The sequence below is a fragment of the Microbacterium trichothecenolyticum genome (assembly GCF_030818955.1).
GTDB lineage: Bacteria > Actinomycetota > Actinomycetes > Actinomycetales > Microbacteriaceae > Microbacterium > Microbacterium trichothecenolyticum_B.
In genome coordinates this window covers 2,969,982-2,985,056 of record NZ_JAUTBF010000001.1, presented here as the reverse complement: position 1 = coordinate 2,985,056, position 15,075 = coordinate 2,969,982, and the positions used below count along the sequence as shown (strand labels likewise).

Below are 15,075 nucleotides of genomic sequence, written 5' to 3'. Positions count from 1 at the left end.
GCGCGTCAGACGTGCCGCACGCGCTGCTGCAGACGCGTGCGGATGTCGAACAGTTCGGTGCCACCGACCTCGCGACCGCCCGTGATACCGCGCCGCAACAGCGTCGTGAGGGCACTGCGCGTCACCAGGGCCACGGGCAGACCACGCACCTTGCCGAGCTCGGTGATGGCATCGAGGATCGCGTCGTCGGGCAGCACGACCATGGCTCCGCTGAAACGCACGCCCGCGGCGCGGGCGATCACGCGGGCCCGCGACACGAGCTCGGTGACCGGCGAACCGATGACGTTCGGGCCGCTGATCTCGCCGCGGCGCACGCCGACCGGACCGCCGAAATCCTCGCTGAGCAGCGCGTACAGGCCGCTCGGGCCGAGCACGAGGTGGTCGAGCTTGTGGTCGGGGTCGCGCCCGTCGCGATCGGCGAACACGTCGTGCCACACCGTGTAGCCCATGCCGAGCTCCGAGACGAGACGAGCGGTCTCTTCCTCGGCGAGCGCGTCGGCAAGGATGTGCCGGATCTCGGGCGGGGCGGAGCGCACGAGCGCGGGATCGTACGGGTCGGCGACATCGACCCCGCGGCCCACCCATTCGCGGATGAGTCCGAGGTAGCGCTCGCGCCGCCAACCGCCGGGCTGGCCGTACGAGCGGGCGCGGGGGCGCGTGTCGGCAGGGCGCGACGCAGCGGATGCCGTGGACCCGCCGCCCCATTCGCCGGGAGCCGCTCCCCGGCCGCGGTCGTATGCGCTGCGCGCCTCGGGTGTGCCGACGAGCTCCCACGCCCGCTGCACCTGCACGAAGAGGGCGGCGTCGCCGCCGGTGTCGGGGTGCGTCTCACGCAGGCGCACGCGGTAGGCGCGCCGGAGCCCCTCGTCGTCGATGTCGGCCGCGACGCGGAGCACCTCGTATGCCGAGGACGACATGGGGCTGTCGAACACGTACGTCTTCCGTTCCGCCGCCCGGTGCGGCGTCTCTCAGGCTAACCCGCCGCGGCTGTGGGCGTACCGAGGGCGGCGCCCCGCCCGCGCCCCGCCCGCTCCCCGGCCGCGCCCCGGCCCCGCCCCGGCCGCGCCGGAACAGGCGATCGTGCCAGAACAGGCCCTGACGTGACGCACTCGGCCTGTTCTCGTGGCATCCCCTGTTCTCGCGGGCACCACCGCCCGGGTTCTCCGGGCACCACCGCTCGCGAGGTCAGCGCCGACGCTTCCTCCGCCGGGCGTATACGGCGGCACCCCGGCTCGACAGGGCCAGCAGCACGAGGATGTCCAGGCTCAGGGCGATGAACGTCGTGCGCACGGTGATGTCCTCGCCGAGCTCCCACCAACCGATGAACGACACCACGATCGAGATCGTCGAGATGACCATGACGGTCACACGCGCCGCGTTGCTCCCCCACAGGACCAGGATGCCGAACACCACCTGCACCGCAGCCACCACGCCCAACACCCCCATGAAGAGCCCCGGGGTGGCGTCGAAATCCGACAGGGTGAGCTGCACGGAACTGGCGTCGTCACCCGACGCGCGCGCCAGGGGCTGCAGCCACGACGGCAGGTCGTAGGCGACTCCCGCCGCCCACAGCATCCCGGCGGCCGCCCGCAGGAAGACCAGCGCCGCCCCCGCGATCGTCGCGCCGGGGCGGCGCATCGCGGGGTCGGCCGCGGTGGGATCGATCGGCGGCTCGAACGCCGGCCGCTTGCGCGGGCGTCGAACGCTCACCGCCGCGCCTCGCTCTCGGCGTCGCGCACGGGGGCATCCGCCCTCTCCAGCCCCCGCACGTCGATGATGGGCAGGTCGCCGTCGGTGGTGATGCTGTCGCCGCCGCCGTTGCGCGCGTGATATCCGGTCGAGAAGTCACGGATGACGTCGACCGCCACGCCCGGCACCGCCGAGACGCTGGCGACGATGTGGTCGCGTTCGATGTCGGTGTCGGCGTCGATGCGGTGTGTCACCTGCAGCGTGAACAACGACAGTCCCACGGCGCGGTCGAACGTCCCCGCGGCGAGCCAGTCGACGCGGCGCCCACCCGGCAGCAACCATCCCTCCGGGCACTGCCAGATGCGAACGTGGTGGCGTTGGGCCGGCGAACCGGCGACCTCCTGCTGGTAGGCGAGATCCTGGATCCGCCCGAACAGGAAGAGGGGACTGACCGGTGCGCGCGGGTAACTGCGCCGGCGCAGCGTCGACGCGATGATGCGCCACGACGAACGCAGGCTCACCGGGTCCGCCGGAATCCAACCGGCCGCCGCCATCACTGCTTCGATGCGCTCCCGGTCGCCCTGGAACGCCAGGTTGACCGGGTCGCCCAGAAGGCCGTCGGAGGTGCGCGTGCGCCCCATGAAGTAGTCGGGCACGTAGATCGCGGTGAGGATGCGGTGCAACCGCGGCAGCACCAGGTACGCCAGCAGCCCCCAGAAGGCGACGACCATGATCACCCCGGCCCAGCCGAGCGAGAACGACTGGCTGAAGCTGAGGTAGGCGAGCCAGATGGCGGCGAGACCGGCGAAGACGAAGAAGAACCCGTCGAGGGCTCGACCCACAGACCATCGGCGCCGCAACGGGGTCATCTCGTGGTCACCACAGCGCCGGATCGGGCTCGTACGCGAACGCTTCGGTCACCCTCTCGGGCGGCAGATCCTCGATGCGCGCCGGTGACCACGACGGCGAACGGTCCTTGTCGACGACCTGGGCACGGATGCCCTCGACGAGGTCGGGCTGTGTCTGCGCGAACCACAGCACCAGGCCGTACTCCTGCGCGAGAGCGGCGCGCAGCGACGGCAGTCCGCGCGCCCGCCGCACGGCTTCGAGGGTCACCGCGAGAGCGGTCGGCGCGGAGGTCTCGAGCACCTCGGCCGTCTCGTGCGCCTCGACCTCGGGGCGGGACCGCAGCCGATCCAGGATGCCGGGAACGTCGGCGGCCGAGAACGCGTCGTCGATCCACTCCCGGGCACTCTCGAGCCGCGAGGGCTCCGGCGTCTCGTCGAAGAGCAGGACGAGCTCGGTGGGGCTCGAGGGGTCGGCGCGGTTCTCGAGCGCCTCATAGAGTGCCTCGAGGTGGGCCGCGGGCACCATGTGGTCGGCGAATCCGGCGTACAGCGCGTCGGCGGCATCCATGGTCCCACCGGTGAGGGCGAGGTACTCGCCGATGCGCCCCGGGGCTCGTCCTAGCAGCCACGACCCGCCCACGTCGGGGGTGAAGCCGATACGGGTCTCGGGCATTGCCAGCCGCGACCGCTCGGTCACGATACGGATCGCCGCGTGCCCGGCCAGACCGATGCCCCCGCCCATGCACACGCCGTCGGCGATCGCGACGACGGGCTTGGCCGAGGTGGCGATGCGGTGGTCGAGCGCGTACTCCTCGCGGAAGAACGCGTGCACCTCGTCGACGCGGCCGTCCACGACCATCCCGTGCAGGGCGCGGATGTCGCCGCCGGCGCAGAATCCTCGCTCGCCTGCGCCGTCGAGCAGCACGACGTCGACGTCGGTGTCGCGCTGCCACCGGTCGAGCGTCACGTTCAGCGCGCGGATCATGTCGAGGTCGAGCGCGTTGATCGCCCGCGGACGGTTGAGCGTGAGGTGTCCGAGACCGCCGCGACCACCGACGAGGATGCGGTCGTTCTCCGATGGCTGCGCGTGCACGCTGCCACGTTACACAGGCGCTCGCCGGTCGTCGCGTGTCGTCCGGGATGCGTTTTCGGCCCCGGATCGGGGAAGATAGGCGGAACGCCCACCGAACGAGAGGTGCCCGATGCCCGACGGACATGTGCTCGAGCTCGCCGGGCTCACCAAACGCTTCGGAGCGGTCTGCGCGGTCGACGACCTGAGCGCCCGCATCGAGCCCGGTCAGGTCACCGGCTTCCTCGGTCCGAACGGCGCGGGCAAGACCACGTCGCTGCGCATGCTCCTGGGTCTCGTACGCCCGACCGCGGGCAGCGCGACGATCGGCGGAAAGCGCTACGCCGACCTCGCCTCGCCGCTGCGGAGCGTCGGCGCGGCCCTCGAAGCCTCGAGCTTCCACCCCGGCCGCTCGGCCGCCAACCACCTGAAGGTCTACGCGCGCGCGGCCTCCCTGCCCGCGGCACGTATCGACGAGGTGCTGGGTCTCGTGGGCCTCGCCGATGTCGCAGGCCGGCGCGTCGGCGGCTTCTCGCTCGGCATGCGCCAGCGCCTGGGCCTGGCCACCGCACTGCTCGGCGACCCCGGCGTGCTCGTGCTCGACGAACCGTCGAACGGGCTCGACCCCGAGGGGATCCGCTGGATGCGCTCCCTGCTGCGCCATCTGGCCGAAGAAGGGCGCACCGTGCTGATCTCGTCGCACCTGCTCGCCGAGGTGCAGCAGACCGTCGATGCGCTGCTCATCATCTCGCGCGGACGCCTGGTCTTCCAGGGCGGCATCGAGGACCTCGCCGACCCCGACGAGTACGCCACCGTCGTCGACGCGCCCGACCGCGCGGCCCTGTCGCAGCTGCTCGACGACCGCGGCATCGACTACCAGTTGCTGCGCAACGGCTTCACCATCCGCCACCACGAGCCCGTCGAGATCGGCGCCCTCGCCGCCGGTGCGGGCATCGCGCTGTCGAACCTGCAGAGCAAGGGCGCGAGCCTGGAGGACATCTTCCTCGAGCTCGTCAGCGGCGTGCGGGTGCACGCGAGCGCCGGCTCGGTTCCCGCCCCGACCGCCGACGCCGCGCAGACCACGGATGCCGAGACCCCCGCCGCCGGCCCGAGCCCGAGCCCCGCGGCACCCGTCGCCGGCCCGGCTCCCGCGACATCGACATCGACATCGACATCGACATCGACATCGACATCGGACGCCCCCGACGACTCCGCCGACGCCGATCCGCGCCCCTCGACGGAGATGGTCGCGGTCATCGCTCCCCCGCGCTCGGCGCGCCCCACGCCCTCCGCGGCCGACGACCGCCCCCGGCCGGCGTACGCCGTCGCTTCGACGGGCGTGATCGACATCGTCGCCGCCCCGGCGAGCGACGGCACGGAACCCGCCGCCGACTCCCGCTCCGCGAGCACGGAGGTGCAGCGATGAGTCTCCTCGCCGCAGCCAGGTCCGAGTACACCAAGCAGTTCACCACCGCGGGCTGGTGGGTGCTGGCGATCGTGCTCGTGGCCTACGTCGCCTTCACCGCCGGCGTCCTCGCCCTCGTCTTCGGCGGGGTGGCATCGGGCCGACTACCCGGTGCGAGCGGACCGACCCCGTCGGCCGACGGCATCCCCGCACTCGTCTACAGCTCGGCGAGCGCAGTGGGCTACGTCTTCCCGCTGCTGGTGGGAACGCTCATGGTCACGACGGAGTTCCGCCACAAGACGCTCACCCCCACCTTCCTCGCAACGCCCCGCCGCGGCGTGATCCTGGTCGGCAAGTTCGTCGTCGGCATCGTGGTCGGCCTGCTCTACGGCATCCTGGGCTCGGCCGCCGCGATCGGCGCGGGAGCGGGCGTGCTGAGCTTCTTCGGCGTCGACACCGCGCTGGGCTCCGCCGACACGTGGGAGCTCGTCGGCCGCATGCTGCTGGCTTTCGCCCTGTGGGCGCTGGTCGGGATCGGCGTCGGCACGGTCGTGCGCAACCAGGTCGCGGCGATCGTCATCGTGCTGGCGGTGACCCTCTTCATCGAGCCGATCGTGCGCACGATCGGCGGCGTGATCGACGGCTTCGCCGACGTCGTGAAGTGGTTCCCGAGCGCCGCGAGCGATGCGCTCGTGGGCCAGACGATCTTCGGGGCGATGGGCACAGGTTCCGGCGGGACGCTCGAGTGGTGGGCCGGTGGCCTCGTGCTGCTCGGCTACGCCGTGGTGCTGGTCGTCATCGGGCTGCTGACGACCTGGCGCCGCGACATCGACTGACCCGCCGAGCATGTGCCGGGCCGCCGACACCGACACAGCGCGCAGCTGCATTTGGCGGTCGCCGTGCGCGGCGGTGAGAATCGACTGTGCTCGATGGACCGGTGATCGCCGAATGGCTGCCCGTGTCGACGGCGTCGCTGATCCTGCTCCTGGTCGCCGCGGGGGTTGCCGGCTGGGTCGATGCCGTCGTCGGCGGCGGCGGGCTCATCCAGCTCCCGGCGCTCGTCATCGGAGTGCCGAAAGACGTCGCGACACCCTTCATCCTCGGCACGAACAAGCTGTCGTCGTTCTTCGGCACGCTCTCGGCCAGCGGCGTGTACCTGCGGCGGATCCGGGTGCAACTCGTGCTGCTGATCCCCCTCGTCGTGGGCGCCTACGCCGGCTCCACCGTGGGCGCCGCGCTCTCGCGCTACGTTCCGCGCGAGGTGCTGACCCCGGTCGTGCTCGTCGCGGTGATCGCCGTCGCCGTGTACACCCTGCTCAAGCCGAAGATGGGGCTCCAGCACGAACCGCGCCACGACCGCGCGAGGGCGGTCGCCTGGCGGGCGGGCGCGATCGGTCTGCTGGTGGGCTTCTACGACGGCATCCTGGGTCCGGGCACGGGGTCTTTCTTCGTCATCCTGATCGTCGGCGTGCTCGGCTACGGCTTTCTGCAGGCCAGTGCGAACGCGAAGATCGCCAACCTCACCACTAATCTCGCCGCCCTCGTCGTCTACGGCGTGCACGGCGAGATCCTGCTCGCCCTCGGTATCGCCATGGCCGTGATGAACGTCACCGGCGGCTTCATCGGCGCCCACATGGCCACGCGCCGCGGCAGCGGGTTCGTGCGGATCGTCTTCCTCGTGACGCTGTCGGTGCTCATCGTCAAGCTCGCGTGGGACACCGTGGCGCAGTTCGTCGGATGACACGGCGATGCTCCCGCGCCGCGCGCACGTGCGGAGTGTCCAGAAGGCCCGGACGGCACGAGAACACCTCCGGGTGTCATGGACACGCGAGCACCGAAGCGGGCGCGACCCCGACGTCAGGCGAGAGCGTCAGGCGACGATGTCGGCGACGTTCTCGGGCTCGGATGCCACGTCGAGACGCAGCGCCTTCAGCAGCGCCACACCGTGCTTGGTCGTGAGCACGAGCCGCTCGAACTCGTCGTGGCCCGTGAGGTCGACGACGACGCTGGGCTTGCGTCCGCGGATGATGACGAAGTCGTTGCCGCCCGCCGATTTCCACGTGCCGGCGGCGACGGCGACGGGCAGGTTGATGCCCGGATTGGGAACGCCGCGCAGCCAGGTCCATGCATCGTCGGTGAGCTGCACGCGATCGATGTGCTCACGGGGGACGACGATGTTGGTCTTGTGGAAAGACATCGCGCGCTCGGTCGGCGACAGCACGACCTCGAGCTGCGTCGAATCGAGCAGCAGGGTCACCATGCCTCCATCCTGCCAGCGCCGACGCGGTGCGATCGGCGATCCACCTCACGAGAGCGCAACGATCACCCACGCCACGCATCCGTCGGCGTGGGCGGCACCCGCACCGGCCCGGATGTCGGAGGCGCGGGATAGCCTGGAGCGATGAGCACGGGCAGCGCGGCGCCGCGAGTCGCACCGGCCCGGGGCGCGTCGATCGACGACCTCCTCGCTCGCATCGCCACGGGGCACCGGCCCGACGTCGATCAGACCGAGGCGCTGCTGCACGCGCCCCTCGACGCCCTGCTGCCCGCGGCCGCCGCCTTGCGCGACGCCGGACTCGACCGCGCCGGGCGCTCCCGCGTCATCACGTACTCCCGCAAAGTGTTCGTGCCGCTCACGACGCTGTGCCGCGACCGCTGCCACTACTGCATCTTCGTCGACACCCCCGGTCAGCTCGCGTTGCTGCGAAAGCCCGCCTACATGAGCCCCGAGCAGGTGCTCACCGTCGTGCGCCAGGGCCGGGCGATGGGCTGCAAAGAGGCACTGCTGACCCTCGGCGACCGTCCCGAGGAGCGCTGGCCCGAGGCCCGCGCCTGGCTCGACGATCACGGCTTCGCCTCGACGATCGACTACGTCGCGCACATCGCGCGGCTCATCACGGCCGAGACCGGCATGCTCGTGCATGCCAACCCCGGCGTGATGCACCCCGACGAACTGTCCGCCCTGCGTCCCGTCTCGCCCTCGATGGGCATGATGCTCGAGACCACGTCGCGGCGGTTGTTCGAGGAGCCCGGGCAGGTGCACTTCGGCTCCCCCGACAAAGACCCCGACCTGCGCCTGCGCGTGGTCGACGATGCGGGGGCCGCCGGCATCCCCTTCACCACCGGCATCCTCGTCGGCATCGGCGAGACGGTGCGTGACCGCGCCGAGTCCCTCGTCGCCCTCCGTGACATCGACGACCGCCACGGCCATGTGCAAGAGGTGATCGTGCAGAACTTCCGCGCGAAGCCCCGCACGGCCATGCAGGGCGCCCCCGACGCCGACATGACCGAATACCTCGCCGCCGTCGCCACCGCGCGGCTGGTGTTCGGCCCTGACATGCGCATCCAGGTGCCGCCGAACCTGTCCGACCCGCGCGAGCTCGGTCTGCTCATCGACGCGGGTGTCGACGACTGGGGCGGGGTCTCGCCCCTCACGGCCGATCACGTCAACCCCGAGCGCCCCTGGCCGCAGATCGACGACCTCGCCGCCCACACGGCCGCGCACGGCTACGCGCTCCGCGAGCGCCTCACCGCGCACCCCGAGTTCGTCCAGGATGCCGAGCGCTGGATCGACCCCGCCCTGCACGCTCCCGTGCGGGCACTGGCCGATGCCGGAGGGCTCGCCGCCGACGTCGCGGCCACCCGCACGGCCGCCGCGCCCTCGAGCGTGACGAGCGGAGGGCGAGGGGTGAAGGGAGGATCCACTCACCACATCGCGTCGTCCGCTCCTCCCTCATCCTCCGCTCGACCCGCTGCCGGAGCCCGCGCCGCCATCACCGGCACCGACCCCGGCGTGCGCCGGCTCGCCGAGCGCGCGGCATCCGACCCCCTCGCTCTCGACGACGCCGACTGGACCCGGCTGCTGCGCGCAACGGGCGCCGAACTCGACGAGGTCACCGCCGTCGCCGACGACGCCCGCCGGTACACCGTCGGCGAGCCCATCACCCTGGTGCAGAACCGCAACCTCACCTCCACGGGCCTGCGCCGCACCGGCCGCAGAGCCCCGGGTGAGTTCGACCTCGACGATGCCGCCCGCATCGCGGCCGACGCCGCCGAACTCGGCGCAACCGAGATCTGCATCCAGGGCGCGCTCCGAGTCGACGAAGAGCCCGCCGGGTATCTCGACCTCGTGCGCGCCGTGAAGCGCGGGGCGCCCGGCATCCACGTGCACGCCTACCGCCCGCTCGACGTGCGAGACCTCGCCGACCGGGGCGGCCTCGGACTCGACGGAGCCCTCGCCACGATGCGGGAAGCGGGCGTCGACACCGTGCCCGGCACGGGCGTGAAGGTGCTCAGCGAGCGGGTGCGCTCGCTGATCGCCCCGGGCGACCTCGAGATCGACCGCTGGGTCGAGACCATCGCCGCCGCACACCTCACCGGCTTCCGCTCGACCTCGGTGCTCTTCTACGGCCACGTCGAGACCGCCGAGGAGCGCATCGCCCATCTGCGGCAGCTGCGCGAAATCCAACACCGCACGGGCGGTTTCGCGGAGTTCGTGCCCATCCCCCTGCCCGGCGGCGACGTTGCACTCGTCGCAGGACGCGCGCCGCTCGACGAGCATCGCGCCATGGTCGCGGTGTCGCGCCTGCTGCTGTCGGGGAGCATCCCGCACGTGCAGATCCCGTGGACGCGCGTAGGACGCGACACAGCCGCCGTGCTGCTGCGCTCGGGCGGCGACGACCTCGGCGGCACCCTGTACGACGGGCGCGTCCTGCCCGACGCCGGTATCGAGCAGGGACTCGAACTGCCGGTCGCCGCCGCCGAGCGCATCGCCCGCAGCCTCATGCGGCCGTTCCGTCTGCGCACGACCGACTACCGCGTCGCCGCCGAGAGCGGAGTCCACGCGTGAGGGTCATCGACGTCGCGATCGTCGGCGCCGGCTTCGCGGGTCTCGCCATGGCCGGGGCACTGCGCCGCGCGGGCCGCGACGACATCGTCGTGCTCGAGCGCGCCGACGAGGTCGGCGGAACCTGGCGCGACAACACCTATCCCGGTGTCGCGTGCGATGTGCCCGCGCATCTCTACAGCCTCGCCGCGCACCCGAACCCCGCGTGGTCGCGCACCTTCGCATCCGGCGGCGAGATCCAGGCGTACCTCCGCGACGTCGCCCGGCGCGAGGGTCTGGGCGATCGGCTGCGGCTGCGCACACCCCTGCTGGGGGCAGACTGGGATGCCGCCGACGCGGTGTGGCGCATCGACACCGGCGCCGAGCCCCTCACGGCCCGCTCTCTGGTGCTCGCCTGCGGTCGCCTCACCGAGCCGCACGTCCCCGCGATCGCCGGGCTCGAGTCGTTCACGGGGCCGCTGTTCCACTCCGCCCGCTGGGACCACGACGTCGACCTCGCCGGGAAGCGCGTCGCGGTCGTCGGCACCGGTGCGAGCGCCGTGCAGCTCGTCCCCGAGCTCGCGCGACGTGCCGCCCACGTGATGCTGTTCCAACGCACCCCCGCGTGGATCGTGCCGCGCGGCGGCGGCGAGATCCCCACGGCCGAGCGGAAGCGCCTCGCGGAGAACCCCGGCGACCTCGCGCGTCTGCGCGCCGAGCTGTACGCCGAGGGGGAGCAGCGCTACGCCTCTCGCTCGGGCGACGCCGCCGCATCCGCCGCGGCCCGCGACATCGCGCTGCAGCACCTGCACGCCCAGGTCGCCGACCCCGCGCTGCGCGACGCGCTCACCCCCGACTACGCTTTCGGGTGCAAGCGGGTGCTGCTCTCCGACGCGTTCTACCCCGCCGTCGTCTCCGATGCCGTGACCCTCGAGCCCACCGCCCTCGCCGCGGTCGACGGCTCGACGTTGACGGCCGAGAGCGGAGCCCGGTACGAGGCCGACATCCTCGTGCTGGCGACGGGCTTCTCGTCGACGCAGCAGCCCTACGCCGACCTCGTCCGCGGAGAAGACGGCACCCTCGCCGAGCACTGGGCTCAGGGCATGATCTCGTTCGGTTCGACGGTCGTGGCAGGCTTCCCCAACCTCTTCGTGCTGAACGGTCCCAACGCCAGCCTCGGCCACAACTCGGCCGTGCTCATGGCCGAGGAGCAGGCCGCGTACGTCGTGCGTGCCCTGACCGAGCGCGACCGCCGCCCGGATCGGACGCCTGCGCGTGCGCCCCGAGGCCGAGGCGGCGTATACCGACGAGATCGCCGCCGCCGCGGCATCCACCCCCTGGCTGACCGGCGGATGCCGCAACTGGTACGTCGACGACCGATCGGGGCGGCTGACCTTGCTGTGGCCGGGTACCGTGCAGGCGTTTCACGAGCGCCTGGCCTGCACCGACGGGTCGGAGTTCGAGCCCGCGCGCACCCCCGTGCGCGGCTGTGGAGTTGGAGGAGAGAGATGACGGTTCCCCTGCGTTTCGGATACAAGGCCTCGAGCGAGCAGTTCGGCCCCAACGAGCTGCTCGACTTCAGCGTGCTGGCCGAGGAGGTCGGCTTCGACTCCGTGTTCCTCTCCGACCACCTGCAGCCGTGGATGCACGACGGCGGCCACGCCCCCAACGCCCTCCCCTGGCTCGGCGCCCTCGGTGCCCGCACCAACCGCGTCATCATCGGCACCAGCGTGCTGACCCCCACCTTCCGCTACCACCCCGGCGTCATCGCCCAGGTCTTCGCCACCCTCGGCGTGATGTACCCCGGCCGCGTCGTGCTCGGCGTCGGCACCGGTGAGGCGCTGAACGAGGTCACCCTCGGCCTCGACTGGCCCGAGCCCCCCGAGCGCTTCCAGCGCCTGAAAGAGGCCATCACGATCATCGACAAGCTGTGGGAGGGCGAGCGGGTGACGTACGAGGGCACCTACTACTCGGTGAAGGATGCCACCATCTACGACCGTCCCGAGCAGAAGGTGCCGATCTACATCGGCGCGTCCGGTCCCGCCGCCACGCGCCTCGCGGGCCGCATCGCCGAGGGCTACATCACCACCAGCGGCAAAGACCCCGAGCTGTACACCGACAAGCTTCTCCCCGCCCTCGACGACGGCCTCGCCAAGGCCGGCCGCACCCGCGACGACGTCGACACCCTCCTCGAGGTCAAGGTCTCGTACCACCCCGACCACGACACGGCGCTGGAGAAGACCCGCTTCTGGGCGCCCCTGGCCCTCACGGCGGAAGAGAAGATGAGCGTGCACGACCCCCTCGAGATGCAGCGCCTCGCGGGTGAACTTCCCATCGAGCGGGCGGCATCCCGCTTCATCGTGTCGACCGATCCCGACGAGCACGTCGAACGCATCGCACAGTACATCGACCTCGGCTTCCGCCACCTCGTCTTCCACGACCCCGGCCACGACCAGGAGCAGTTCCTGCGCACCTACGGCCAGGAGATCCTCCCCCGTCTGCGCAAGCGGTTCGCCTGAGGCGAGGGTGTGCCGGACTCCGGACGCATCGGGCACCCCCAGCATGTTCCCGGCCGACACCGCTACCCCCAACCGGAAATGTCCGGAGTCCGGCACACAATGGATGCGATGAGCACCCCTGACACTCCCGGCTGGACGATCATCGTCCCGGTGAAACCCGCCGCCGTCGGCAAGTCGCGTCTGGCAGACGTCGGCACCGACCGCGAGGCGCTCGCGCGCGCGATCGCCCTCGACACGGTCACCGCCACCGCGGCAGCCGACCACGTCTCCCGCGTGCTCGTCGTCACCGACGACCCCGGGGTGCGCGCAGAACTGCGGCGCCTGCGAGGCGTCGAGGTCGTGGCCGAGGGCGACACCCGCGGCCTCGACGCCGCGATCGCCTTGGGCGCCGAGGCGGCCGGTGTGGGCTGCCCGCGCGCCGCGTTGCTCGGCGATCTCCCTGCCCTGCGTCCCGCCGACCTCGACGCCGCCCTCGAGCTCGCGGCATCCGTCGAGCGGGGCCTGGTCCCGGATGCCGAGGCCACCGGCTCCACCCTCGTCACCGCCCGCGCGGGCGCGGTGTGGGTCTCGGCATTCGGCGAGGAATCCGCGGCACGTCACCGCCTGCTCGGCTGCACCGACCTCGCCGTCGAGCGGGAGTCGTCGTTGCGCCGCGACGTCGACACGGCCGCGCAGCTGTCGCAGGCCGTCGCGCTGGGCGTGGGCCCGCGGACGGCCGCGGTGCTGGCCTCCGCGGCGGCCTGAGCCCTTCCGCGCGGCCGGGCGGACGGTCGCTCTCGCCGGTATCGCGCGAGCCTCGGGCGACGCTCGCAGGTGTCCGCGATACCGCGAGACGCGTCCGTCCCGGGACGGACGCGCCGTCGAGGGACGCGCGCACACCGGTCCGTTCCGCACGGGCCGTGACGTCCGATCTCGGGTGACCCCGCTGATTCCTTCCGCGAATCGAGAACCGATTCCGCGAATCGGACAATACCCAGTGTGAACACGCACGACGGCGACATCATCGTCCGGTCCCTGACACACGGGGCCGCTTTCGCCGACCTCTACGACCGACACCAGCGGGTGATCCATCGCTACGTCAGCCGCCGGCTGGGCGCGGGTTTCGCCGAGGACATCACCTCCGAGACCTTCCTCGTCGCGTTCGCGCGCCGCGCCTCGTTCACCGGCGGCCTCGACGCCCGTCCGTGGCTCCTCGGCATCGCGACCGTGCTCATGCAGAAGCACGCGCGACTCGAGGCGCGCGCATGGCGGGGGATGCTCGCCGTCGACATCGCCCGCGTCCACGTCGACGACATCGAGACCGCCGAGGAGCGGATGGATGCCAACGGCCTCGCGCCGCACCTCGGCACCGCGCTCGCCGAGCTCAACCGCGGCGACCGCGACGTGCTGCTCCTGCACACCTTCGGCGAGCTCGACTACGCCGGGATCGCCGAGGCCCTCGGCATCCCCCTCGGGACCGTCCGCTCGCGCCTCAGCCGCGCGCGGCGGAAGGTCCGCACCGCCATCGCCCCGTACGTGACCCCGGCCCCGCGCCGAGAAAGAGAGCACCACCGTGGATGAGATCTCGCTGCTGAACCGCGTCCGGGCCGACGTCCCCGCGCGCGACCCCGACGACGTGATCCGCGGGCGCGCGGCCCTCCTGCGCGCGATCGAGGCGCCCGCCACCGCGCCGGCTCGCGGTCCGCGCCGCCCGTGGATCTGGGTCGGCTCGGCCGTCGCGGCGACCTGTGCCCTGACCGGGGTCTTCGTCTTCGGCGGTGCCCTGGGCGCCCCCGTCGGTGCCGACCCGGCCGCCGCCGCGGTCCTGGGCTCGGCCGCCACGGCCGCACGGAACGTCGTCGACCCCGTCGTCGGCGCCGGCCAGTACCTGGAGATCCGCACGGACGCCGTCTACGCGGCGTCGGGAACGACCGAGGCGGACGCCGAGGTGGCACGTCGCGAGCGCGACGGCAACATCGAGGAGGGTGACGTGACGTCGTTCCTCCAGAGCAACGTGCAGGCCCTGTGGGTGCCCTTCGACCGGGCGGACGACTGGATCGAGGTGCGGTGCGCGGGCATCCCCGTCCAGACGTTCGGCCCCCGGTCCGAGACGTTCGCCGCCGAGATGGGCATCCTGGGCGGCGATAGCCGCACGGTGTTGCCGGGGGGAGTGACCGAGAGCGGGTACTCGATCGGCCTGCTCGACGACGAGACCGCCGCGAGCCTGCCCCGGAACCCCCGCGAACTGCTCGAGAAGATCTACCGCGACAACGGCGACGCCGGCCCCTCCCGCGACGGCGAGGCGCTCGTGTGGATCGCCGACCGGCTGCGCTCGGGCACCGTCCCGGCAGATCTGCGTTCAGCGTTCTACGAAACGGCCGCGCTCATCCCCGGGGTGACGATCACCGAGCAGCAGGCGACCTTGAACGGTCGCACCGGCACCGCGATCGGCCGGGACGAGGACAAGAACGGCTTCCGCCAGGACATCATCATCGACCCGGAAACGGGCGCGTTCATCGGCGAGCGCCAGGTGCTCCTGCACCCCATCACCGACATGCCGGCCGGGACGGCGACGGGCTCCACGTCGGTGACCACGACGGTCGTGGACGCAGCGCCCGAGGGGACGGCGCTGTGCACGGGGTGACCGGCGTCGGTCCGGCCGACCTGCTGCTGCCGCCCACGCACACGGTCGTCGTCACCGGGGCTCCGGATGCCGACGCCCCGGTCGCCCCACCGCGCTG

The 15,075-nt window shown here is 72.1% G+C and carries 13 protein-coding genes and 1 pseudogene; 9 read left to right on the top strand and 5 right to left on the bottom strand.

Translation table 11 applies throughout. From position 1 onward, the window contains the following. Nucleotides 1–5 precede the first annotated feature (5 nt). The 4 genes from QE412_RS14125 to QE412_RS14110 form a co-directional block, all read right to left on the bottom strand. Nucleotides 6–932: a DnaJ domain-containing protein gene (locus QE412_RS14125; RefSeq protein ID WP_307485087.1), complete on the bottom strand. Its 927-nt coding sequence runs from the start codon at nt 930–932 to the stop codon at nt 6–8. Between the two features lie 253 nt (nt 933–1,185). Continuing rightward, the gene (locus QE412_RS14120) at nt 1,186–1,710 is read right to left on the bottom strand and encodes a hypothetical protein (RefSeq protein WP_307485082.1); all 525 of its coding nucleotides are present in this window, start codon (nt 1,708–1,710) and stop codon (nt 1,186–1,188) included. Beyond that, entirely contained in the window at nt 1,707–2,531 is an 825-nt protein-coding gene (locus QE412_RS14115; RefSeq protein WP_307485079.1) for an LssY C-terminal domain-containing protein, read from the bottom strand. Before QE412_RS14115 ends, QE412_RS14120 begins: the two co-directional genes overlap by 4 nt. A gap of 34 nt (nt 2,532–2,565) precedes the next feature. Further along, nucleotides 2,566–3,630, bottom strand: coding sequence for an enoyl-CoA hydratase/isomerase family protein (locus QE412_RS14110; protein ID WP_307485077.1), 1,065 nt, complete (start codon nt 3,628–3,630; stop codon nt 2,566–2,568). Nucleotides 3,631–3,739: 109 nt separating this feature from the next. Here QE412_RS14110 and QE412_RS14105 point away from each other — a divergent pair, with 109 nt between their 5' ends. From QE412_RS14105 to QE412_RS14095, 3 genes are all read left to right on the top strand, one after another. Continuing rightward, entirely contained in the window at nt 3,740–5,032 is a 1,293-nt protein-coding gene (locus QE412_RS14105) for an ABC transporter ATP-binding protein (RefSeq protein ID WP_307485074.1), read from the top strand. After that, complete coding sequence (locus tag QE412_RS14100) at nt 5,029–5,847, top strand: ABC transporter permease (RefSeq protein WP_307485070.1); 819 nt, start codon at nt 5,029–5,031, stop codon at nt 5,845–5,847. Before QE412_RS14105 ends, QE412_RS14100 begins: the two co-directional genes overlap by 4 nt. 86 nt (nt 5,848–5,933) lie before the next feature. After that, entirely contained in the window at nt 5,934–6,752 is an 819-nt protein-coding gene (locus QE412_RS14095) for a sulfite exporter TauE/SafE family protein (RefSeq protein ID WP_307485066.1), read from the top strand. A gap of 129 nt (nt 6,753–6,881) precedes the next feature. Here the strand turns inward: QE412_RS14095 and QE412_RS14090 are convergent, their stop codons facing one another. Next, on the bottom strand, nt 6,882–7,271 hold the full coding sequence (locus QE412_RS14090) for a hypothetical protein (RefSeq protein WP_307485062.1): 390 nt from the start codon (nt 7,269–7,271) through the stop codon (nt 6,882–6,884). A gap of 141 nt (nt 7,272–7,412) precedes the next feature. On the opposite strand from QE412_RS14090, the gene cofG reads away from it, so the two are divergent. From cofG to QE412_RS14060, 6 genes and pseudogenes are all read left to right on the top strand, one after another. Continuing rightward, nucleotides 7,413–9,860 (top strand): 7,8-didemethyl-8-hydroxy-5-deazariboflavin synthase CofG, encoded by a 2,448-nt coding sequence (gene cofG / locus QE412_RS14085; RefSeq protein ID WP_307485059.1) that lies wholly within the window; start codon nt 7,413–7,415, stop codon nt 9,858–9,860. Nucleotides 9,861–9,907: 47 nt separating this feature from the next. Next, a pseudogene (locus QE412_RS14080) lies at nt 9,908–10,456 on the top strand (flavin-containing monooxygenase); the annotation flags it as partial. Nucleotides 10,457–11,344: 888 nt separating this feature from the next. Then, on the top strand, nt 11,345–12,355 hold the full coding sequence (gene fgd, locus QE412_RS14075) for a glucose-6-phosphate dehydrogenase (coenzyme-F420) (protein ID WP_307487224.1): 1,011 nt from the start codon (nt 11,345–11,347) through the stop codon (nt 12,353–12,355). A gap of 108 nt (nt 12,356–12,463) precedes the next feature. Beyond that, nucleotides 12,464–13,099, top strand: coding sequence for a 2-phospho-L-lactate guanylyltransferase (gene cofC, locus QE412_RS14070; protein ID WP_307485057.1), 636 nt, complete (start codon nt 12,464–12,466; stop codon nt 13,097–13,099). A 234-nt stretch (nt 13,100–13,333) separates the two neighbouring features. Further along, complete coding sequence (locus QE412_RS14065) at nt 13,334–13,915, top strand: RNA polymerase sigma factor (protein ID WP_307485052.1); 582 nt, start codon at nt 13,334–13,336, stop codon at nt 13,913–13,915. Next, the gene (locus QE412_RS14060) at nt 13,908–14,978 is read left to right on the top strand and encodes a CU044_5270 family protein (protein ID WP_307485050.1); all 1,071 of its coding nucleotides are present in this window, start codon (nt 13,908–13,910) and stop codon (nt 14,976–14,978) included. The genes QE412_RS14065 and QE412_RS14060 overlap by 8 nt, the downstream gene beginning before the upstream one ends. The last annotated feature ends 97 nt before the right edge of the window (nt 14,979–15,075 follow it).

What these genes read in the sequence shown, in the direction of transcription:
- cofC (WP_307485057.1), top strand. Translation starts at nt 12,464, where the DNA reads ATGAGCACCCCTGACACTCCCGGCTGGACGATCATCGTCCCGGTGAAA.
- QE412_RS14105 (WP_307485074.1), top strand. Translation starts at nt 3,740, where the DNA reads ATGCCCGACGGACATGTGCTCGAGCTCGCCGGGCTCACCAAACGCTTC.
- cofG (WP_307485059.1), top strand. Translation starts at nt 7,413, where the DNA reads ATGAGCACGGGCAGCGCGGCGCCGCGAGTCGCACCGGCCCGGGGCGCG.
- QE412_RS14090 (WP_307485062.1), bottom strand. Translation starts at nt 7,271, where the DNA reads ATGGTGACCCTGCTGCTCGATTCGACGCAGCTCGAGGTCGTGCTGTCG.
- fgd (WP_307487224.1), top strand. Translation starts at nt 11,345, where the DNA reads ATGACGGTTCCCCTGCGTTTCGGATACAAGGCCTCGAGCGAGCAGTTC.
- QE412_RS14100 (WP_307485070.1), top strand. Translation starts at nt 5,029, where the DNA reads ATGAGTCTCCTCGCCGCAGCCAGGTCCGAGTACACCAAGCAGTTCACC.